Origin of the sequence: Actinoplanes sp. NPDC049598 (assembly GCF_040675435.1) — a bacterium.
Lineage (GTDB): Bacteria > Actinomycetota > Actinomycetes > Mycobacteriales > Micromonosporaceae > Actinoplanes.
This window is the reverse complement of the sequence record NZ_JBFAOX010000010.1, coordinates 243,922-264,247: the sequence shown is the minus strand read 5'-3', so window position 1 is coordinate 264,247 and position 20,326 is coordinate 243,922. Positions and strand designations below refer to the sequence as shown.

At 70.3% G+C, this 20,326-nt stretch carries 23 protein-coding genes and 1 tRNA gene; 14 read left to right on the top strand and 10 right to left on the bottom strand.

Features of this window, described 5'->3' with window-relative positions; genetic code table 11:
• The first annotated feature begins 51 nt into the window (after window positions 1-51).
• The 3 genes from AB0J66_RS24270 to AB0J66_RS24260 are packed head-to-tail and all read left to right on the top strand — an operon-like array spanning window position 52 to window position 1,314.
• Window positions 52-261, top strand: coding sequence for a hypothetical protein (locus AB0J66_RS24270; RefSeq protein ID WP_364664584.1), 210 nt, complete (start codon window positions 52-54; stop codon window positions 259-261).
• 20 nt (window positions 262-281) lie between these two features.
• Window positions 282-800, top strand: a complete 519-nt coding sequence (locus AB0J66_RS24265) for a helix-turn-helix transcriptional regulator (RefSeq protein ID WP_364664582.1) — start codon at window positions 282-284, stop codon at window positions 798-800.
• 55 nt (window positions 801-855) lie between these two features.
• Window positions 856-1,314: an AAA family ATPase gene (locus tag AB0J66_RS24260; RefSeq protein ID WP_364664579.1), complete on the top strand. Its 459-nt coding sequence runs from the start codon at window positions 856-858 to the stop codon at window positions 1,312-1,314.
• Here AB0J66_RS24260 and AB0J66_RS24255 read toward each other — a convergent pair.
• From AB0J66_RS24255 to AB0J66_RS24240, 4 genes are all read right to left on the bottom strand, one after another.
• Window positions 1,301-1,645: a hypothetical protein gene (locus AB0J66_RS24255; protein WP_364664576.1), complete on the bottom strand. Its 345-nt coding sequence runs from the start codon at window positions 1,643-1,645 to the stop codon at window positions 1,301-1,303. The genes AB0J66_RS24260 and AB0J66_RS24255 overlap by 14 nt on opposite strands.
• A 50-nt stretch (window positions 1,646-1,695) precedes the next feature.
• Entirely contained in the window at window positions 1,696-2,049 is a 354-nt protein-coding gene (locus AB0J66_RS24250) for a GntR family transcriptional regulator (protein WP_364664574.1), read from the bottom strand.
• A gap of 244 nt (window positions 2,050-2,293) precedes the next feature.
• Window positions 2,294-2,370: transfer RNA gene (locus AB0J66_RS24245), tRNA-Pro, on the bottom strand.
• A 72-nt stretch (window positions 2,371-2,442) separates the two neighbouring features.
• Window positions 2,443-3,336, bottom strand: coding sequence for a metallophosphoesterase (locus tag AB0J66_RS24240; protein WP_364664572.1), 894 nt, complete (start codon window positions 3,334-3,336; stop codon window positions 2,443-2,445).
• Between the two features lie 25 nt (window positions 3,337-3,361).
• Here AB0J66_RS24240 and AB0J66_RS24235 point away from each other — a divergent pair, with 25 nt between their 5' ends.
• The 3 genes from AB0J66_RS24235 to AB0J66_RS24225 all read left to right on the top strand — a co-directional run bounded on the left by AB0J66_RS24235 (window position 3,362) and on the right by AB0J66_RS24225 (window position 4,789).
• Window positions 3,362-3,814 (top strand): GatB/YqeY domain-containing protein, encoded by a 453-nt coding sequence (locus tag AB0J66_RS24235; RefSeq protein WP_364664569.1) that lies wholly within the window; start codon window positions 3,362-3,364, stop codon window positions 3,812-3,814.
• Between the two features lie 179 nt (window positions 3,815-3,993).
• Entirely contained in the window at window positions 3,994-4,212 is a 219-nt protein-coding gene (locus tag AB0J66_RS24230; RefSeq protein ID WP_364664567.1) for a DNA-binding protein, read from the top strand.
• Window positions 4,213-4,279: 67 nt separating this feature from the next.
• Window positions 4,280-4,789, top strand: coding sequence for a DUF4190 domain-containing protein (locus AB0J66_RS24225; protein ID WP_364664565.1), 510 nt, complete (start codon window positions 4,280-4,282; stop codon window positions 4,787-4,789).
• Window positions 4,790-4,817: 28 nt separating this feature from the next.
• On the opposite strand, the gene AB0J66_RS24220 is transcribed toward AB0J66_RS24225, so the two are convergent.
• The 3 genes from AB0J66_RS24220 to AB0J66_RS24210 form a co-directional block, all read right to left on the bottom strand.
• On the bottom strand, window positions 4,818-5,117 hold the full coding sequence (locus tag AB0J66_RS24220) for a hypothetical protein (RefSeq protein ID WP_097317520.1): 300 nt from the start codon (window positions 5,115-5,117) through the stop codon (window positions 4,818-4,820).
• A gap of 102 nt (window positions 5,118-5,219) precedes the next feature.
• The gene (locus AB0J66_RS24215; RefSeq protein ID WP_364664563.1) at window positions 5,220-7,400 is read right to left on the bottom strand and encodes an EAL domain-containing protein; all 2,181 of its coding nucleotides are present in this window, start codon (window positions 7,398-7,400) and stop codon (window positions 5,220-5,222) included.
• 3 nt (window positions 7,401-7,403) lie between these two features.
• A complete protein-coding gene (locus AB0J66_RS24210) occupies window positions 7,404-8,564 on the bottom strand; it encodes an FIST N-terminal domain-containing protein (RefSeq protein WP_364664561.1) in 1,161 nt (386 codons plus the stop codon).
• Between the two features lie 92 nt (window positions 8,565-8,656).
• Here AB0J66_RS24210 and pyrE point away from each other — a divergent pair, with 92 nt between their 5' ends.
• Window positions 8,657-9,181: an orotate phosphoribosyltransferase gene (gene pyrE / locus AB0J66_RS24205; protein WP_364664558.1), complete on the top strand. Its 525-nt coding sequence runs from the start codon at window positions 8,657-8,659 to the stop codon at window positions 9,179-9,181.
• 19 nt (window positions 9,182-9,200) lie between these two features.
• Here the strand turns inward: pyrE and AB0J66_RS24200 are convergent, their stop codons facing one another.
• Both AB0J66_RS24200 and AB0J66_RS24195 read right to left on the bottom strand, forming a co-directional pair.
• A complete protein-coding gene (locus tag AB0J66_RS24200; protein ID WP_364664556.1) occupies window positions 9,201-10,256 on the bottom strand; it encodes an aspartate-semialdehyde dehydrogenase in 1,056 nt (351 codons plus the stop codon).
• 11 nt (window positions 10,257-10,267) lie between these two features.
• Window positions 10,268-11,533 carry an aspartate kinase gene (locus tag AB0J66_RS24195; protein WP_364664553.1) on the bottom strand — a complete coding sequence of 422 codons (1,266 nt, stop codon included), beginning with the start codon at window positions 11,531-11,533 and terminating at the stop codon, window positions 10,268-10,270.
• A 174-nt stretch (window positions 11,534-11,707) separates the two neighbouring features.
• Here AB0J66_RS24195 and AB0J66_RS24190 point away from each other — a divergent pair, with 174 nt between their 5' ends.
• The 7 genes from AB0J66_RS24190 to AB0J66_RS24160 all read left to right on the top strand — a co-directional run bounded on the left by AB0J66_RS24190 (window position 11,708) and on the right by AB0J66_RS24160 (window position 19,228).
• Window positions 11,708-12,472 carry a hypothetical protein gene (locus AB0J66_RS24190; protein WP_364664550.1) on the top strand — a complete coding sequence of 255 codons (765 nt, stop codon included), beginning with the start codon at window positions 11,708-11,710 and terminating at the stop codon, window positions 12,470-12,472.
• A 181-nt stretch (window positions 12,473-12,653) separates the two neighbouring features.
• A complete protein-coding gene (leuA, locus tag AB0J66_RS24185; RefSeq protein ID WP_364664547.1) occupies window positions 12,654-14,381 on the top strand; it encodes a 2-isopropylmalate synthase in 1,728 nt (575 codons plus the stop codon).
• 75 nt (window positions 14,382-14,456) lie between these two features.
• Window positions 14,457-15,095, top strand: coding sequence for an HNH endonuclease family protein (locus AB0J66_RS24180; RefSeq protein WP_364664545.1), 639 nt, complete (start codon window positions 14,457-14,459; stop codon window positions 15,093-15,095).
• A complete protein-coding gene (locus AB0J66_RS24175) occupies window positions 14,993-15,385 on the top strand; it encodes a hypothetical protein (protein WP_364664542.1) in 393 nt (130 codons plus the stop codon). Before AB0J66_RS24180 ends, AB0J66_RS24175 begins: the two co-directional genes overlap by 103 nt.
• Before the next feature lie 136 nt (window positions 15,386-15,521).
• Window positions 15,522-16,640, top strand: coding sequence for a calcium-binding protein (locus AB0J66_RS24170; RefSeq protein ID WP_364664539.1), 1,119 nt, complete (start codon window positions 15,522-15,524; stop codon window positions 16,638-16,640).
• Between the two features lie 90 nt (window positions 16,641-16,730).
• Window positions 16,731-17,747, top strand: a complete 1,017-nt coding sequence (locus AB0J66_RS24165; RefSeq protein ID WP_364664536.1) for a calcium-binding protein — start codon at window positions 16,731-16,733, stop codon at window positions 17,745-17,747.
• Complete coding sequence (locus tag AB0J66_RS24160; protein WP_364664534.1) at window positions 17,744-19,228, top strand: calcium-binding protein; 1,485 nt, start codon at window positions 17,744-17,746, stop codon at window positions 19,226-19,228. Before AB0J66_RS24165 ends, AB0J66_RS24160 begins: the two co-directional genes overlap by 4 nt.
• A gap of 57 nt (window positions 19,229-19,285) precedes the next feature.
• On the opposite strand, the gene AB0J66_RS24155 is transcribed toward AB0J66_RS24160, so the two are convergent.
• Complete coding sequence (locus AB0J66_RS24155) at window positions 19,286-20,323, bottom strand: dipeptide ABC transporter ATP-binding protein (protein WP_364664531.1); 1,038 nt, start codon at window positions 20,321-20,323, stop codon at window positions 19,286-19,288.
• Between the last annotated feature and the right edge of the window lie 3 nt (window positions 20,324-20,326).

Sequence of the window (20,326 nt, the reverse complement as noted above, 5' to 3'; positions counted from 1 at the left end):
TCATGCGTCGCTTCAACAGCTCACTCCGGCAGCCGACTAGAGGAGAAAGACATGCCGAACGAGGATCACCAGGCGTCGAGCAAGGTCGTCGAGATGCTCGACCGGGCCGAGCAATCCGGCCTGCTGGTGTACCGGCTTCACGAGTGGGCCGAATTGACTTGCATGCGGTGCGGCGACAGTCGTGACCTGCAGCTGACCTCCAGCCGACCTGAGATTCAGATTCGGCAGATCGACCGCTTCATCCACAACCACAGCCACTGAGGGGGAAGGGGTAGGCCATTTTGAACAGTTACGCGTTCACCATCGTGATGAATCGCCGGCCTACCGATGACGAGCTCAAGTCCTTGTTCGCCCACGGGCGGGACGACGCAGCGTACGGCGTCGAGAACGGCCTCCCGATCGCTGAGTTCGATCGGGAGGCTCCCACCATGGCTGAAGCGATCGCCTCAGCCGTCAAGGAACTGGACGCCGTCGGTATCAGAGCGCTACGGCTCATCGACCAGGATCTGCTGACCCTGGCCGATCTGGCCGACAAGCTCGGCCTCAGTCGCGAGGCCGTGCGCCGTTATTCCACCGGAGAACGCGGGCCCGGCGGCTTCCCGCCGCCCGTCAGCCCGACCCGCTCCGGCACGACGTTCTACCGGTGGAGCGAGGTGGCTCCTTGGGCCCGGCAGAGGTTGGATCTCGATGTTCCTGACGTCGATGCGGCTCTCGTCGTAGCGAACCTGCTGCTGCAAGCGAGGCAGCATCGCGATCAAGTACCTAATCTGGTGGCCTTGACCGACCTACTGACAAGTTGAGCATTCGGCGGGCGGGGGATAACCCGCCCGCCGACGGCCGTGTGCAGGAGGCTTTATGCCGCGCGTTCTGGTCACTGGGATGTCGGGTACCGGCAAGTCGACTGCCCTGCAACTGCTGGCCGCCCGGGGGCACCACACTGTCGATACCGACACGGACGAGTGGAGCGAGTGGGCCAGCAACGACTGGGTGTGGCGGCCAGAGCCGATCACCGCGCTGCTGACCACCCACGCGCACGTGTTCGTGGCCGGCTGCAAATCGAACCAGGGTCGCTTCTACCCGCTGTTCGACCACATCGTGCTGCTCAGCGCCCCCGCCGACGTCCTGCTGGCCCGCATCGAGGCGAGAACCACCAACGCGTACGGCAAAACCCCAGCCGAACGCGCCGAGATCCTCCACAACCTCGCCGTCATCGAGCCTCTCCTGCGGGCGACAGCCACCACCGAACTCGACGCCACCCTGCCCGCCGCCGAGGTCGCGCGGCAATTGGAGGCCCTGACCGCTACTCCACGATGAGGGCCTCGTCGAAGAACACGTCCTCGTGGCCGGGGGCCAGAACCACTCCCCAGCCCGGCGGCAGGGCCAGATACGGGATCAGCTCCGGGGCCGAGCCGGACAGGTGCTCGACATGGTCGGCGCTGAAGAAATCGTCGCCGACCGGATCGGCCTCCCCACGCCACACGTACCAGCCATTGGTCCGACCCGCCGGAAGGTGCCGCACGGCGTTGAGCGGCAACAGCTCCAGACCTTGCGACAGGGCGATCCCGATCATCGACCGCCGGGCCGGAGCCACCCCGCGAACGCCGAATCGCCGGCACACTCGGCGCTGTTCCCAGGAGATCCGCACGGCGCATCTTTGCAGACAGGATCCGCTGGTCGATGCAGGCCAACGCCTATCTATCCCTTGGCGGCTACGAACGTGGTGCCGGCCGGATAGGTCTCAATCTTCCCGTCGGCGCGAGTGATCGTCACGGCTGTCGTCGAGGTCGCGCTGTCGCCAGGGCGAAGCTCCACTCGGCCAGGTGCCTCCACGACAAACGTGCCGTGCCCGTGTCGGACCTCGACCAAGCCCTCATTGCGCAGGATCGCCAGGGCGCGGCGTACGGTCTCCCTGGCGAAGCCGAATTCGTCGTGCAGGTCCTTTTCGGACGGCATTCGCTGACCGACGGCCAGCTCTCCGCTACGAATTCGCTCACGCAGCACCGCGGCCAGCTGCCGGTATGCAGCACCCTCGCGATCTGGCGTGATCATACGGATACGCTACGTCCAGTGGAATAGCCCGGTAGCCGTATATGCGTCTAGACGTGTAGACCAGAGACGAGTACCGTCGGAAATGACAGCGAGGCCGACGGAACAGTCGGCACGTGGTCAAGACGGTGGCCCGGAGCAACTGTGATGCTCCGGGCCACCGTCTTTGTTCACCGCGTTATCGGCCGGAGAAACAATGAGGGCCGATCTCCCTCTTCGGAAGACCGGCCCTCACATGCACTGCTCTTGGTCGGGGTGGCCGGATTTGAACCGACGGCCTCTTCGTCCCGAACGAAGCGCGCTACCAAGCTGCGCCACACCCCGAGCTGCCAGGAAATACTATCCGACGCCTCGCCGGACGCGAAATCGGTATCCCCGGAAGCGTAAAACCGCAGGTCAGCGAGGTATCAGGGTGAGCACCGAGGCCTCGGGGCGGCAGGCGAAGCGGATCGGGGCGGTGGGGTGGGTGCCCAGGCCGGCCGAGACGTGCAGCCAGCTGTCCGAGCCGGGCCAGCGGTGCAGGCCCTTCGCCATCGAGGTGGGCAGGTCGCAGTTGGTGGTCAGCGCGCCGTAGAACGGGACGCAGACCTGGCCGCCGTGGGTGTGGCCGGCCAGCAGCAGCTCGAAGCCGTCGGCCGCCATCGCGTCGAGGACGTGCGAGGCCGGCGTGTGGGTGACGCCCAGGTGCAGGTCGGCGCCGCCGGAGATGGGGCCGGCGACGGACGGGTAGTCGTCGCGCTCCACGTGCGGGTCGTCCACGCCGACCAGTTCGATCGAGCGGCCACCGGCTTTCAGTATGGTGCGGGCGTTGTTCAGGTCGGCCCAGCCGGCGTCGATCAGGGCGGCCCGCAGGTCCTCGGTCGGCAGGTCGACGCCCTGCACGTACTCGCGCTCGGGCAGCAGGTACTGCAGCGGGTTCTTCCAGCGGGGGCCGCGGTAGTCGTTGGAGCCGAAGACGAACGCGCCGGGCACCGACAGCAGCGGGTCGAGCGCGCGCAGGACGCCGGGAACAGACGCCGGGTCGGCCATGTTGTCGCCGGTGACGATGACCAGGTCGGGGTCGGTGCCGCCGAGCGCGGCCACCCATGCCTGCTTGCGTCGCTGGTCGGGCATCATGTGCATGTCCGAGATGTGCAGGATCCGCAGTGGTTCGGCGTCCGGCTCGAGCACCGGCACGTCGAAGCGCCGCAGGGCGAACATGTTGCGTTCGATCAGCGAGGCATAGGCGAAGGTCGCGCCGCCCGCGGCGGCCACCCCGGCCCCCAGGGCGATAAAGGAGCGCTTACGCATGACCGAAAGAGTAGTTTCTCCGTCCATGGGAACGCTGAAGGACCGCCTGAACGACGACCTGCACGCCGCGATGAAGGGCCGCGACGAGCTGACCACCTCCACGCTGCGCATGGCCCTCGCCGCCGTCCGCAACGCCGAGGTCGCCGGCGCCGAGGCCCGTGCCCTCACCGACGACGAGGTCCTCGCTGTCCTGACCCGCGAGACCAAGAAGCGCCGCGAGGCCGCCACCGCGTTCGCCGACGCGGGCCGGGCCGAGCAGGCCGCCAAGGAGCGCTCCGAGGGCGAGGTGCTCGAGCAGTACCTGCCCAAACAGCTCACCGACGAGGAGATCGCGGGCCTGGTCCGCGACGCCCTGGCCGCGGGCGGCTTCAGCGGCAAGGCCCAGATGGGGCCGGCGATGAAGGCCGCGCAGGCCGCCGTCGCCGGCCGCGCCGAGGGCGGCCGGGTGGCGGCCGAGGTCCGCCGCCAGCTCGGCTGAGACCCAGACGTACGCGTCGTACGGGCCCCCAACCGCCAGCGCCCCACCGGGCGCCGCGGGTGGGGGCCCGTCCCGCATCCGGCGAGTGCTGTTGCTCACTCCGGCCCCGCTCGAAAGACCGAACTGATTGGCACTTGCCCGGGGGTGACATCGCTGGTAGTCGTTTGTAAAGTGTTCTCATGACTAGGCGACGTTTGATGGGTGTCACGGAGATTCGGGCGCGGCTCGGTGGGCTGACCCGGCAGCGGGTCTATCAGCTGGCGCTGCGGAAGGACTGGCCGAAACCGTATGACCATCTCGCGCAGGGGCGGGTGTGGAAGGTGGCCGACATCGAGGCCTGGATCCGGGCCCACAGGCCCGCGCTGGTCAGTCTGCGGAGCGGCGAACGCGACGAATAGGCCTCAGGTCGGCGGGTGCCGGGCCGATCGCTCCGGGGGTGACGCCGACCCCCGGGAGAAGAAGTCGATGACCTGCGCCAGCTGTGGCTCGACGGCCGTCCGGCCGAACGGCTACTGCGCCACCTGTGGCCGACCGGCCGCCGCACCGCAGGCCGGCTGGGCCGCACCCGGCCCGACCGCGGGGTACAGCTCGCCCAACCCGGCGGGCTACGACTACGGCCAGGCCCCCGCCCACGGATATCCGCCGCCGGGCTCGGAGCCGGTTGGCGGGTATCCGCCCGCCTACCAGGGGCAGCCGTATGTGAACGCCGCGGTTCCGCCGTATGGGGTGCCGCAGAATCTGCCCTATGGGGCGCTGCCGATGGCGCCGCGGGCGGTGGGCAACAACCTCAGTATCGCCGCGTTTGTGCTGGCCGGCGTGGCCTTCCTCCTGGTTCCGCTGCTCGGGGCGCTGGGGGTGATCTTCGGAGCGGTGGCCCTGCGCCGGGGTGAGCGGCTCGGCAGGCTGGGCCTCATCGTCGCCATCGTGGGCACCGTGCTCGGCTTCGCGGCCAGCGCGGCGTTGCGGCTGCTCTGACGCGAAACGGGGCACGCACCCCCGGTCTTCAGAGCGCGAGCTGCGGGCGCACCGGGACCGCGGTGACGGCGGGGCCGACGCTGCGGCCGGGGAGCTGCTGCTGGGGCACGGCGTAGGGTCCGAGCATCGATTCGATGGCGGGGGCGATGGCCGGGCGGTCGTTGAGCTGGATGAGCCGGGCGGCGCGGGCCAGCGAGCCGGTCTCGCCGTCGCGGAACCCCTCGCGGTAGCCCTTCTCGTAACGCTCGCCGCGGCCGAGGGCTCGGCCGAGGGCGAAGCACGTGGAGCCGGCGAGGGCAAGCAGGAATAGCAACGCGAAGGGTGTCACCGTTATTTTCCTTCCGGGGTTTATGTCCTAATTAAGCGAAAAGTACCTCTCAAGGATCCCGCATGCGGTAGAGCGGTGATCAAGTACGCCAACGGGTGAAGATCAACCCAGTACGGCGATCGATGCGCTCAGCAGTTTTGCCGGCACTTCGGCCGCGTCGGTCGGCCGGCACAGGTGGTATCCCTGTCCATATCCGCAGCCCAGCCGCCTGAGCGCGGCGAGCTGGGCCGCGTTCTCAATGCCCTCGGCGACTACCCGAAGCCCCAGAATCTGCGCAAGGTCCACGATCGTGCGGACGAGGGCCAGATCCTCCCCGGTGAGTTCGGCCCGCGCGATGAAGGCCCGGTCGATTTTGAGCTCGTCCACCGGCAGCTCGCGGAGATAGGCCAGCGAGGAATAGCCGGTGCCGAAGTCGTCGATGGACAGCTGCACGCCGAGCCCGCGCAATTGATGCAGCGCCGCCTTGCCGAGGTCGGGCTCGCTCATCAGCACCGACTCGGTGAGTTCGAGCGTCACCGCGCTCGAGGGCAGCCCGGCGATGGCCAGCGCCCGCATCACGTTGTCGGCGAAGCGCGGGTGGACGAGCTGATGGCCCGAAACGTTGACGTTCAGCCCCAGCTCGGGGAAGTCGCGCCGCCACCGGGCGACCTGGGCCGCGCTGGTCTCCAGGACCCACTGGCCGATGTCGACGATCAGGCCGAACTCCTCGGCGATGGGGATGAAGTCGACCGGCGAGACGAACCCGCGGGTCGGGCTGAACCAGCGGATCAGCGTCTCCACGCCGACCGGTTTGCCGTCGGCGAGCCGGATCAGCGGCTGGTACTGCACGCGGAACTCGCCCTCGCGCAGCGCCCGCTGCAGGTCGCCGCGGAGGCTGAGGTGGTCGAGGGCCTCGGCGTGCATGTACGGCTGGTAGGCCAGCACCCGCCCCGGCCCGTCCTTCTTGGCCCGGTACATCGCCACGTCCGCGTGGTGCAGCAGCTCCTCGGGCTTCTGGTCCGGTTCCCGCGAGACCGCCACGCCGACGCTGGCCCCGATGAAGATCTCGCGGCCGGCCACCCGGAACGGCTCCTTGACGGCGGCCACGATCCGCTCGCCGATCAGCGTGGCCGCCTCGGCCGAGGAGTCGTGCAGCAGGGCCGCGAACTCGTCGCCGCCGAGCCGGGCGATGGTGTCGCTGGCCCGCACGCAGCCCTTCAGCCGCCGGGCCACCTGGGCCAGCAGCTGATCGCCGGCGTCGTGGCCGAGGCTGTCGTTGACCGCCTTGAACCGGTCCAGGTCGACGAAGAGCACGCTGGTCGGATCCTCGACGGTGGCCCGCGAGGCGAGCACGCGGCTGAGGATGGTCAGGAACAGCGCCCGGTTGGGCAGCCCGGTGACCGGGTCGTGGTGGGCCTCGCGGACCGCCTCGACCGTGCGGGCGTCGGTCAGGGCCAGACTCACCTGCTGGGCGAAGGCGGCCAGCTGGTCGCGGCGCTCGGTGTCCTCGGCGGCCGCACCGGCCAGCAGGGCCACCAGGCAGCCGGCCATCTCGCCGGTGACCCGGACGGGGGCGGCCATCATGACGCCGCGCGCGTCGATCCGTACGAGCACGGACCCTCCCGCCATCGCGGCCCGGGCCATGCTCTCCGGGGGCACGCAGCCGCCGCCCGAGGTCGAGGCGACGGTCAGCCGGCGTTCGGCGCCGCCCTCGGCCAGCATCAACGCCACCGTCGTCCCGCCGAGCAGGCTCGAGGCGCCGCCGGTGACCGCGTCCAGGATCTCCGGCAGGGGCCGCCGGGCCGAGATCGCCCGCTGGATCGTCAGCAGCGTCTCCACCAGCCGCTGACGGGTCTGGGCCGAGGTCGCCTGCCGCTCCTTCTCGGCTCGCAGGTGCCGCTCGGCGGCCAGCACGCGGATGCTGCGCAGGGCCAGGCCGAGCACCTGGCCCATGCCCTGCAGCATCTGCCGCTCCTCGGGCGCGAACGGCTCGGCCAGCCGGGCCACCACCAGCGCCTCGCCGGCCTGGTCGCCGAGCGGGTTGGCCACCGCGTGCAGCTCACCCACGTTCGGCACGAGAAGCAGGGGCTGACCGGCGGCGACCTCCAGGACCTCCGGTTCCGGCACGACCGGTCCGAAGCCGTACGCCCCGTGCACGCGCCCGTCGCGAACGACCGCGCCGACCTCGGCGTCGACCATCTCGGCGGCCCGCTCGACCGCGCCGGCGATGGCCGACCGCTCGTCCTCGGCCGCGTTGACCGCGGTGAAGTACTCGGTGAGCAGATGTGTCGACCAGGACGGCATGGCTCAGGCCAGGGCGAGGGTGACGAGGGTCAGGTGGTGCATGCCGAGCGCGCCGCGGACCCGGGCGATCTCGCCGAGCGTGTAGAGACCGGCGTACGGGGCGTCGCCGAGGGCCGCGTGCATCGCCCGCATCTCGGCGTCGAGGCCGCCCTCGATCAGACCGGCCCGCCGGCCGCCGCAGTCGAAGGCGAGCACGCCGAGCGGCGGCAGCGGCTCGAGCCGGGCCACCGCCTCGGCGCACGACTGGGTGGCCCCGTCCAGCAGCGCTTGGCGGTCGCCTTCCATGAGCCAGACCAGGGCCCCCTGCGGGACGTCGGCCGTGCCCCAGACCGAGCGCTCGGCGTCGTCCCCGGCGTGGATCACCCGGATGTCCTCGCCGCTGCGCCGGGAGAGCCCGAGCGGCTGCAGCTGGCGCCCGCGGTCGAAGAACTCCTCGGCCGAGCCGTCGAAGTTGTTGCGGCGCAGAAGCACGTCCAGGGCCGGCTGGTCGTCGAGCTGGTAGACGTGCGGGCCGTGGCTCTTGGTGACCACCATCGGCGGCTCGGTCCGCCGCCAGCCGTGGGCGACACCGATGCCGATCGGCCCGTCCGAGCCGAGCCCGACACCGATCACGGCGTTGCTGAGCACCTCGTCGCCGTAGAACTGGAACGTCTGCCGGAAACGGCGGTCGTCGGCCGAGAAACCGCCGACCAGCGGGATCGTCGCCCCGAGGGCCGAATAGGCGCCGCGGACGATCTCGTGCGGGCGCCCGGACAGGCCCTCGCAGAGCAGGATCAGCACCTGGTTGTCGTCGTGCAGGCCGTGCACCGCGTCGGCCGCGGCGGCGCCGGCGGCCCGGGGATCGGACTGGTTGATCGGCGCCACCTTCACCCGCACGGTGAAGCCGTCGCCACCGAGGGCCGCCACCGACACGCCGCCGTCGGTCACCCCGGCGCTGCCCAGCTCGCCCATGGTGGTGCAGCCGACGATCTCCGCGTCCGGCCCCGCCTCGGCCCGCACGGCGGCCAGCAGGGCCGGCAGATCGTGGCTCACCGAGGCGAAGACGAAGACCGCCTTGGGCGGACGACCTCCGACGGCCGCGTGAGCCGCCTCGGCCCCCGCCCGGGCGGAGTCGGGCGTGCCGCTCTGGCCCACGCCGAACCAGCGGTGCGGGTTGATCTGCATGATCCTCTGATCGGCACGATTTGTCGGTTGCTGAGTGGTTGCTTGTGGGGTGCTGTCGTCCGTCCCCGGACGGCCTGACAGGCTAGACAGCTGTGACTGACTCTGATCTTGCGCGGCAGGTCCGCGCCGTGAGCCGGCTGACCGGCGAGTTCGTTCTGCGCTCGGGCCGGGTGGCGAACGAGTACTTCGACAAGTACCAGTTCGAGGCCGACCCGGTGCTGCTCGACAAGCTGGCCGAGCAGATGGCCGTGCTGATCCCCGAGGGCACCGAGGTGCTGGCCGGCCTCGAGATGGGCGGCATCGCCGTGGTGACCGCGGTCGCCCGGCACGCCAACCTGCCCACCGCCTTCGTCCGCAAGCAGGCCAAGCAGTACGGAACCGCGCGGCTGGCCGAGGGCGCCGAGGTGGCGGGCCGCCGGGTGCTGGTGGTCGAGGACGTGGTGACCTCGGGCGGCCAGGTCGTCATCTCGACGAACGACCTGCGCAAGCTGGGGGCCCACGTCGACCACGCGCTCTGCGTGATCGACCGGCAGGAGGGCGGCACCGAGGCGCTGGCGGCCGACGGCATCACGCTGCGGGCGCTGCTGACCCGGGCCGACCTGGAAGCCGCGGCGTAGACCCCGGCGGCCGCCGGGCTTACTTGCTGAGCTCGGCGGCCAGCATCTCGGCGACCTGCACGGTGTTGAGGGCGGCCCCCTTGCGCCGGTTGTCGCCGGTGACGAAGAGGTCGAGGGCCCGCGGATCGTCCATGGCCCGGCGGATGCGGCCGACCCAGGACGGGTCGGTGCCGACCGCGTCGATCGGCATCGGGAACTCGCCGGCCTCCGGGTCGTCGACCAGGATCACCCCGGGCGCGTTGCGCAACGTCTGCCGGGCCCCCTCGGCGTCGACCTCGGAGCCGAAGACGGCGTGCACCGCGATCGAGTGCCCGGTGACCACCGGGACGCGCACGCAGGTGGCCGAGACCTTCAGCGCCGGCAGCTCCAGGATCTTGCGGGACTCGTTGCGGAGCTTGAGCTCCTCGGAGGACCAGCCGAGCGGCTCGAACGCGCCCGACCAGGGCACCACGTTGAGCGCCAGCGGCGCCGGGAACGGGCCCAGATCATCGCCCACGGCCTGGCGCACGTTGCCCGGCCGCGATCCCAGCAGCCGATCGCCGGCGACCTTGCTGAGCTGGTCGTGCAGGGTGTCCACGCCGAACTGGCCCGCGCCCGAGGCCGCCTGGTAGGAGGCGAGGACGAGCTCGCGCAGGCCGTACTCGCGGTGCAGCGGGGCGATCGCCATGATCATGGCCATCACCGTGCAGTTGGCGTTGGCCACGATGTTGCGCGGGCGGTGGCGCAGCGCCTCCGGGTTGACCTCGGGCACCACGAGCGGGACGTCGGGCGCCATCCGGAACGCGGCCGAGTTGTCGACCACGGTCACGCCGCGCTCGGCCACGATCGGCGCCCACTCGAGCGACACGTCGTCGGGCACGTCGAACATCGCGACGTCGACGCCGTCGAACGCTTCGGGCGTCAGCTCGGCCACCGTGAGCTGCTCTCCGCGACAGCTCAGCTGCTTGCCGGCCGATCGCGGCGAGGCGATCAGCCGGATCTCGCCCCAGACGTTGCGCCGGGAGGAGAGCAGCTCGAGCATGACCGTCCCGACGGAGCCGGTGGCTCCGACGACGGCGAGCGTGGGCTGCGCCATGGCCCGGGCCGCTACCGGCCGGTGCCCGCGTAGACCACTGCCGTCTCGCCGCCGCCCAGCTCGAACTGGTCGTGCACGGCGCGGACCGCGGTGTCGAGGTCGCTGTCGCGGCAGACCACGGAGACCCGGATCTCCGAGGTGGAGATCATCTCGATGTTGACCCCGGCCTCGCCGATGCAGGCGAAGAAGGAGGCCGCCACGCCCGGGTGCGAGCGCATGCCGGCGCCGATCAGCGAGACCTTGCCGACGTGGTCGTCGAAGAGCAGGCTCTTGAACTTGATCTGATCCTTGATCTTGTCGAGGGCGGCCATCGCGGTCGGGCCGTCCGCCTTCGGCAGGGTGAAGGAGATGTCGGTGCGCCCGGTGCCCTCGGTCGAGATGTTCTGCACGATCATGTCGATGTTGATCTCAGCCTGGGCCACCGTCTCGAAGATCCGGCCGGCCGAGCCGGGCTCGTCCGGCACTCCCACGATCGTGATCTTGGCTTCGCTCCGGTCGTGCGCGACCCCGGTGATGAGCGCTTGTTCCACGGAAGGGTCCTCCATCGATCCGGTGACCATGGTGCCGGGCTTGTGGGAATACGACGAGCGTACGTGGATGGGCACCTTGAAGCGGCGCGCGTACTCGACGCATCGCAACATCAGCACCTTCGCCCCACCCGCGGCGAGCTCGAGCATCTCCTCGTACGTGATCTGCTTGATGTGCTGGGCGTCCGGCACGATGCGGGGGTCGGCGGTGAAGACGCCGTCGACGTCGGTGTAGATCTCGCAGACGTCGGCGTGCAGCGCGGCGGCCAGCGCCACCGCGGTCGTGTCGGAGCCGCCGCGGCCCAGCGTGGTGATGTCCTTCGTGTCCTGCGAGACGCCCTGGAAGCCGGCCACGATGGCGATCGCGCCCTCGTCGAGCGCGGTGCGCAGCCGGCCCGGGGTGACGTCGATGATCCGGGCCTTGCCGTGGGTCGAGGTGGTCAGCACGCCGGCCTGCGAGCCGGTGTAGGACCGGGCCTCGTAGCCCAGGTTGTGGATGGCCATCGCCAGCAGCGCCATCGAGATGCGCTCGCCCGAGGTGAGCAGCATGTCGAGCTCGCGGCCCGGGGGCAGCGGGCTGACCTGGTTGGCCAGGTCCATCAGCTCGTCGGTGGTGTCACCCATCGCGGAGACCACGACGACGACGTCGTCACCGGCCTTGCGGGCGGCGACGATCCGCTCGGCGACCCGTTTGATCCGCTCGGCGGTCGCGACGGACGAGCCCCCGTACTTCTGCACCACCAGTGCCACGGCGATCCATTCCTCCAGTAGAAGTCGCCACCACAGTAGCCGTGACCGCCTTGACGGCCGACAGGCGATCCCAGATTCCGGCGGGCCGCGTCCCGGGACACGCACGACACGCCGACGTGCGAGAAGAGCGATACGGCCGTTGGAGGCGAGAATGTCTCGGTGCGCCCTCGCTTGATGCCTCTGTCCGCCGCCGTCCTGCTCGTGGCGGCCGCCGGCGCGTGCGGTGACGCCGCGGGCGGCACGACCACGCCGCCCACCCGATCGGCCTCGGCCCCGGCGGCGACCGCCGCCTCCACCGACGGCCGGGCCGAGCTGGCCGGGCGGGCCGCCGCGGCCATGGACAAGGCGTACGCCGCGCTCTACTCGCTCGACGAGGGCGGTGGCAAGGTGCGCAACGTGGTGGCCACGGTCGGCGCCGACGGCACTTGGAAGGTCGACGTCGGCGGCGGCGCGCTGGGCGGCACGGCCGACGTGTCGCTCGTCTCCATCGCCACCGGCGTCTACCAGTGCAGCATCTCCTCGGCGACCAACCCGATCACGCCGACCTGCGTCAAGCTGGCCGAGGCGGGCAAGCGCGTGCCCAAGGAGTACGACCTGCAGGTGCAGCGGCTCTTCCGGCAGTGGCTCAGCGTCTTCACCGACCGCCAGGCGGCGATCGCGGTGGCCGAGGTGCAGCCGCTGGCCGGCGCGAAGGGCGACTGCTTCTCGGTCGACTCGACCGCGGCGTCACTGGCCGACCCGGTCGACATCGGCATCTACTGCTACTCCACCGACGGCGTGCTGACCGCGGCCCGGGTCAGCTTCGGCGTGCTCAAGATGGTCAGCGAGTCGACCGGCCCGGCCACCGTGCAGTTGCCGGGCGCCGTGGTCGGCGGCCCGCCGATGGGCCAGGACGCGCCGCCCCCGGTCGTTCAGCCCTCCCTGGCCCCGTCCGCCTGACTTCCCACGATCCGGGCGTCTTGCTGGCCACCTCTGGGCCGAGCGCGTAACGTCGCAACCGACATGTGGCAGGCATTCCTTCTTCTTCGCTGCCGCGACGAGGCCCCATCCCAGGCCGGCACCTCGTCGCGGAGTTGACGCGCGCCGCCTTCTCGCCTCGCCCTCTTAGGAGCAGTTCCACATGTCCACTTCCCCCTTCGCGTCGCAGCGTGCCAGCAAGATGCCGTTCGAGCGCTACGTGCCGTACGAGAAGCAGTTCGCCGTCGACCTGCCCGACCGGCAATGGCCCACCAAGCACGTCGAGGCGGCCCCCCGCTGGTGCGCGGTCGACCTGCGCGACGGCAATCAGGCCCTGATCGATCCGATGTCCCCCGAGCGCAAGCGGCGCATGTTCATGCTGCTCGTGCAGATGGGCTACAAGGAGATCGAGGTCGGCTTCCCGGCCGCCAGCCAGACCGACTACGACTTCGTCCGGCAGCTCATCGAGCAGGATCTGATCCCCGACGACGTCACCATCCAGGTCCTGGTGCAGTGCCGGGAGCACCTGATCGACCGTACGTTCGAGTCGATCCGCGGGGCCAAGCGCGCGATCGTGCACTTCTACAACTCGACGTCCACGCTGCAGCGCCGCGTCGTCTTCGGCCTGGACAAGGACGGCATCACCGACATCGCCACCACCGGCGCGCGGCTGTGCCAGAAATACGCCGAGATCCACACCCCGGACACCGAGATCTTCTACGAGTACTCGCCGGAGTCCTACACGGGCACCGAGCTGGAGTACGCGCTGGAGATCTGCTCGGCGGTCATCGACGTGATCGACCCCACGCCGGACCGGCCGCTGATCATCAACCTGCCGGCCACGGTCGAGATGGCCACCCCCAACGTCTACGCCGACTCGATCGAGTGGATGCACCGCAACCTGCCCCGGCGCGAGTCGGTGGTGCTGTCGCTGCACCCGCACAACGACCGCGGCACCGCGGTCGCCGCGGCCGAGCTGGGCCTGCTGGCCGGGGCCGACCGCATCGAGGGCTGCCTGTTCGGCAACGGCGAGCGCACCGGCAACGTCGACCTGGTCACCCTGGGGCTGAACATCTTCTCCCAGGGCCTCGACCCGATGATCGACTTTTCGGACATCGACGAGATCAAGCGCGCCGTCGAGTACTGCAACCAGCTGCCGGTGCACGAGCGCCACCCGTACGTGGGCGACCTGGTCTACACCGCGTTCTCCGGCTCCCACCAGGATGCGATCAAGAAGGGTTTCGCCGCCCTGCAGGCCGACGCCGACGCGGCCGGCGTCGAGATCGACAAGTTCACCTGGGCCGTTCCGTACCTGCCGATCGATCCCAAGGACCTGGGCCGCAGCTACGAGGCGGTCATCCGGGTCAACTCGCAGTCCGGCAAGGGCGGCGTGGCGTACATCATGAAGGAGGAGCACAAGCTCGACCTGCCGCGACGGCTGCAGATCGAGTTCTCCGGCGTGGTGCAGCAGCACACCGACGAGGAGGGCGGCGAGGTCGGCGTGCAGCAGATGTGGGACATCTTCGCCGGCGAGTACCTGGTCGAGCACCAGCTGGGCTCCGCCTTCAAGGTCGTCGACTTCGGCACGTCGACGGTGGACGGCAAGGTCGAGGTCGACGTCGAGGTCTTCCACCGGGGCCAGCGGCGGCCGCTGGTCGGTGTCGGCAACGGCCCGATCGACGCCTTCGTGCAGGCCATCGAGCCACTGGGCATCAAGGCCCGGGTCCTGGACTACCAGGAGCACGCGCTGACCTCGGGTGGCGACGCCCAGGCCGCGGCCTACGTCGAGGTCGAGGTGGGCGACCGTACGATCTGGGGCGTCGGCATCGACGAGAACATCGTCAGCGCCTCCATCAAGGCCGTGAACAGCGCGATCAACCGCGCTCGGTGATTTTCCCGCGGCGTCTCCTCCCATCGGGTGATCTTGCCCGAGCGGAGGAGGCGCCGCGCTTTTACGCTGAGGGATGTGTCCCCTCGTATCCCGCTTGCCCTCGCCGCCGCCCTGCTCGCCCTGACCGCCTGTGAGCCCGTCTCCGTCGATCCCGGCGGGACGACGGCGCCACCGGCCTCCACCAAGGACGCCAAGAACGCCTCCGCTCAGCTCGCCAAGCTGACCGAGGCCAAGGCCGGCTCGATGGCCGGCTACAGCCGCGAGAAGTTCCCGCACTGGCGCGACACCGGCTCGAACTGCGACGTACGGGACTCGGTGCTCAAGCGCGACGGCAAGAACGTCAAGTTCTCCGGCTGCAACGTCGTCGCCGGCACCTGGACCAGCCTTTACGACGGCAAGGTGCTCAACTCCCCGACCAAGGTCGACATCGATCACATGGTGCCGCTGGCCAACGCCTGGCGGTCCGGCGCCTCGAAGTGGACCACCGACAAGCGCGGCGACTTCGCCAACGACCTGGACCACCCGCAGCTGATCGCGGTCTCGGCCGGCTCGAACCGGTCGAAGGGCGACCAGGACCCGTCGACCTGGAAGCCCACTGATACGGGGCATTGGTGCGAATATGCGCAGGACTGGATTGCGGTGAAGACCACGTGGAAACTCACGGTCACCGACAAGGAGAAGTCCGCGCTGGCCGACATGTTGGAGAAGTGCTGATGACCGAGCCCGAGCCCACGCCCCCGTCCGAGACGGCGGCCCCGGCCGTGCCCACGACAGACATCGTGGCCGGGCCGGGTGGGGTGATGACCGACGAGGTCGGCGTCGTGACCGGCGACCTGACCCTGCGCACCGAGCTCACCGGCCCCGACGCGGTCGTCCGGGTGCAGTACAAGGACGCCGACGAGTGGTACACGGTCACCGGCGCCAAGGCGACCCTGAAGGACCCGGCGGACGCCGAGGCCCTCCACATCGTCGTATCGGGCATCCTAAATCGTCCGGAAGGCTGATCTTCATAGCCGGTACGGGGCAGCAGAACGGGTCCGTACCGTCCTATGCTCCTGGAGCCTCGCAACGCGAACACTCTTCTATCCGGAGAAGCTCGCGCGACGGCCTCGACTTTGCGTACTGCGAAAAGGAGCAGTAATGAAGATCGGCAAGAAGCCTGCGCGCGTGGCGATCGCTGTCGTCGGCGCCGTCGGCGTCTCGGGGGTTGCCTGGCTGGCCATGCCGGCCGAAGCGGCGACGGGCGGCATCGTCTCGGTCTCCGGTAACCGCGTCACCTACACCGCCGCCGCGAAGCGGACCAACCAGGTCATCGTGACCCGGTCCGGCAACACGATCGTCGTCGACGACACCACGACCGCCATCAAGGCGGGCTCGGGCTGCGGCGCGGTCAGCGGCGACAAGACCAAGATCCGCTGCGCGCTGAAGGTCGCGCCGGGCCGGATCGTGGTCAGCCTGCTCGACGGCAACGACTCGTTCCTCAACAAGACCGACGTCGCGGTCACGGTCGCCGGCGGCACCGGCAACGACCGGATCTACGGCGGCTCGAAGGCCGACAGCCTGCAGGGCAACGACGGCAACGACGCCATCTGGGGCCAGGGCGGCGCCGACAACCTCGTCGGCGGCAACGGCAACGACGCCATCGCCGGTGGCGACGGTGACGACGTCCTCGACGGCGCCAACGGCAACGACCGCCTGCTCGGCGGCAACGGCGACGACATCATCGCCGGCCAGGCCGGTAAGGACAGCGAGCAGGGCGACGGCGGTGACGACACGTTCCTGCAGCTCCTGCAGTACGCGGCCGGCACCGACGCCGACGTCCTGGTCGGCGGCGCCGGTCTCGACGCGGTCGACTACAGCATCGTCTACCGCACCAAGGCCATCCGGGCCGACGCCGACGGCGTCGCGGGCGACGACGGCGCGGCCGGCGAGAAGGACACCATCAGCGGCACGATCGAGGCCATCCTCGGCGGCGCCGGCAACGACGTGCTGGTCGGCTCGTCCCGCGTCGACTACCTGCTCGGCGGCCCCGGCAACGACGTGATCGGCGCCGGTGCGGGCAACGACTTCCTGGCCGGCGAGGAGGGCCGCGACACCCTCAACGGTGCCGCCGGCATCGACTCCTGCCTGCAGGACTACGACAACGACACGTTCATCAGCTGCGAGCAGCTCTCCAGCGACCTCTCGGCCAAGGCCACCAACGGCCGGGCGTCGTTCGACGCCGAGGCGGTCCGGGCCAAGGAGAAGGCGCTCAGCTGACGCTGAGAGTTCTTCCCGAAAGAGGGCGGCCCCGTTCCGGGGTCGCCCTCTTTCCCTCTCTCCCCCTCTTCCCTCATCCCCGAGGTGCCCATGCATCGCTCCCCCTGGCCGGCCCGGCTCGTTCTGCCCGTGGCCGCCACCCTCATCGCCGGCGCCGTGGCGACGCCGGCCCAGGCCGCCGCGGTCGGCACGGTCGCCGTCGAGCGATCGACCATCGTGGCCTACGTGGCGGCGGTCGGCACGGCCCGGCACAACGTCAGCATCACCCGCTCCGGCCGCACGATCACCGTCGACGACTCCGTGCCGGTCAAGGCGGGCAAGGGCTGCGCCGCGGTCAGCGGCGACCGGACCAAGGCCCGCTGCACCCTGAAGGTCAATCCGACCTGGCTCCGGATCGTCCTCGGCGGCTACAACGACGTCCTGGTCAACCGGACCGACCTGTCGATGACCGCCGACGGCGGCGCCGGCAACGACCGGATCACCGGTGGCCCCAAGCGCGACATCATCGACGGCAACGCCGGTTCGGACGCGATCTGGGGGCTGGGCGGCAACGACGACCTCAGCGACCCCGACGGCGCCAATGCCCTCTCCGGCGGCGACGGCAACGACGTGCTCGTCGGCGGCTGGGGCAGCGACCGCCTGTACGGCGGCAACGGCGACGACGAGCTCAACGGCTTCGTCGGCAACGACATCGAGGACGGCGGCGCCGGCAACGACCACTTCTCGCAGAACGACGACCCGGACCGCGCCGACGCCGACTCCTTCGTCGGGGGCGCCGGGCTCGACACGGTCTCGTACGTCTTCCGGGTCAAGCCGGTGACGGCCGACGCCGACGCCGTCCGGGGCGACGACGGCGTGCCGGGCGAACGCGACACCATCGGCGCCTCGGTCGAGGCCATCATGGGCGGCCGCGGCAACGACCGGCTGATCGGCACCGCCCGGGCCGACTACCTCTACGGCGAGGAAGGCAACGACGTGCTCACCGGCGTGGCCGGCAACGACCTCCTGATCGGCGGCCCGGGCCGCGACAACGTCAACGGCGGCGCCGGCACCGACCAGTGCGAGCGCGGGACCGGCGACACCCTGGTGGGATGTGAGGCGGCGTGAAGCTGACCAGGAAGTCCAAGCGCATCGTGGCCACGGTGTTCGGCGGGGCGGCCGTGGCCGCGGCCGGGGTGGTGGCGCTGCCGGCCGACGCGGCGGCCACCGGGACCGTCTCGGTGATCGACAGGTCGATCGTCGCGCTGGTCGACTCCTCGAGCCGGGCCCACAACGCGGTGATCACCCGCTCCGGCCGGACGATCACGGTCGACGACGTCGTCGGGATCACCGCCGGGGCCGGCTGCGCCAAGGTCGACGGCACCAAGGTCCGGTGCGCGCTCAAGGCCGACCCGACCCGGCTGCGGGTCTACCTCGGGCCCAAGAACGACACCGTCGTCAACCGCACCGACGTCGCCATCACGGCTCGGGGCGGCGCGGGGGCCGACCGGCTCACCGGCGGCTCCCGGCCCGATCTCCTGGTCGGCGAGGACGGCAACGACGCGGTCTGGGGTCAGGGCGGCAACGACCAGCTCGAGGGGAACGACGGCAACGACGCGCTCTCCGGCGGCGACGGCAACGACAGTGTCTTCAGCCACGAGGGAGCCGACACGCTGTACGGCGGCGCCGGCTTCGACGTCCTAGACGACGGCACCGGCAACGACCGCGTCTACGCCGGCGACGGCAACGACCTGGTCACCGCCGACCTGGGCAACGACATCATCGACGGCGGCAACGGCGACGACGAGCTCACGCAGGAATGGGCGCCCTCGGGCGCCGACGCCGACTCCTGGATCGGCGGCGCCGGCATGGACGCGGTGAGCTACGAGTCCAGCACCAAGCCGATCGTCGCCGACGCCGACGCGGTCAAGGGCGACGACGGCCAGGCGGGCGAGCGGGACACGATCGGCGCCTCGGTCGAGTACATCAAGGGCGGCTCCGGCAACGACCGGCTGCTCGGCACGGCCCGCAACGAGTGGCTGTACGGCGGGCCCGGCAACGACGTCATCGCCGGTGGCGGTGGCAACGACGTCCTCCTCGGGGGCGCGGGCCGCGACTACCTCAACGGCGCCGCCGGTAACGACGCGCTCTTCGGGGACGACCCGGACCACAACACTCCGGTGGCCGACACCCTGATCGGCGGCCCGGGGCGCGACTACGTCAGCTATGCCGCCTACAAGAAGCCGGTCACCGTCGACCTCGACGGCTCGGCCGGCGACGACGGGCAGGCCGGCGAGAAGGACACCGTGGCGGCCGACGTGGAGGACGTGTTCGGCGGTGACGGCAACGACCGGATCACCGGCAACGCGGCCGCCAACGACATCGACGCCGGCCGCGGCAACAACACCGTGCGCGGTGGGGCCGGCAACGACGTGATCCGGGGCTACCTCGGGGTGGACACCTTCTACGGCGAGGCCGGCGACGACAAGCTCTACGCCGCTGACGCCAAGAAGGACGACCACATCGACGGCGGCGCGGGAGTCAACGACTACTGCTCCGTGGACACCGGCGACGCGATGACCAACTGCGAGAAGGTCGAGTACTACTAGCACCCGACGAGAAAGGGCCGTTCCCGCGCGGGAACGGCCCTTTCTGCGTACAGCTGGTCAGGCGTTGGTCGTCGCCGGACGGCGACCGGCGACGGCCTCGTCCTCGACCACCGGGAAGTGGCAGGCGGTCAGGTGGCTGGCCGGGTCGTCGAGCCGCGTGACCAGCGGCGGCTCCTCCGTGGCGCAGATGTCCTGCGCCTTCCAGCACCTGGTCCGGAACCGGCAACCCGACGGCGGGTTGATCGGGCTCGGCACGTCGCCGGTGAGCAGCACCCGGTCGCGCTGCGCCCGGTCACGCCGGACCGGGTCGGGCACCGGCACCGCGGACATCAGGGCCACCGTGTACGGGTGGCGCGGGTTCTTGTAGAGGTCGTCCCGCTCGGCCACCTCGACGACCTTGCCGAGGTACATGACGGCCACACGGTCCGAGATGTGGCGCACCACGGACAGGTCGTGGGCGATGAAGACGTACGTCAGGTCGAACTCGCGCTGCAGGTCGTCCAGCAGGTTGACCACCTGGGCCTGGATCGACACGTCGAGGGCCGAGACCGGCTCGTCGGCGATGATCAGCTTGGGCCGCAGGGCGAGCGCCCGGGCGATGCCGATGCGCTGGCGCTGACCGCCGGAGAACTCGTGCGGGTACCGGTTGTAGTGCTCCGGGTTGAGGCCGACGAGCTCCAGCAGCTCCTGCACGGCCTTCTTCAGGCCCTGCGGGGTCGGGATGTTCTGGATCTGCAGCGGGGCCGAGATGATCGAGCCCACCGTGTGCCGCGGGTTCAGCGACGAGTACGGGTCCTGGAAGATCATCTGAACGTCGCGGCGCAGCGGGCGCAGCTGGGTGACCGACTTGTGGCTGATGTCCTCACCCTCGAAGGTGATGGTGCCACCGGTCGGTTCCAGGATCCGGGTGAAGAGCCGTCCCGTGGTCGACTTGCCGCAGCCGGACTCGCCGACCAGGCCCAGCGTCTCGCCGGACCTGACCTCGATGTCGATGCCGTCGACCGCCCGCACGGCGCCGACCTGGCGCTTGAACAGGCCCTTCGTGATCGGGAAGTGCTTCTCCAGCCCCTTCACCTCGAGCAGGTTCTCGCTCATCTC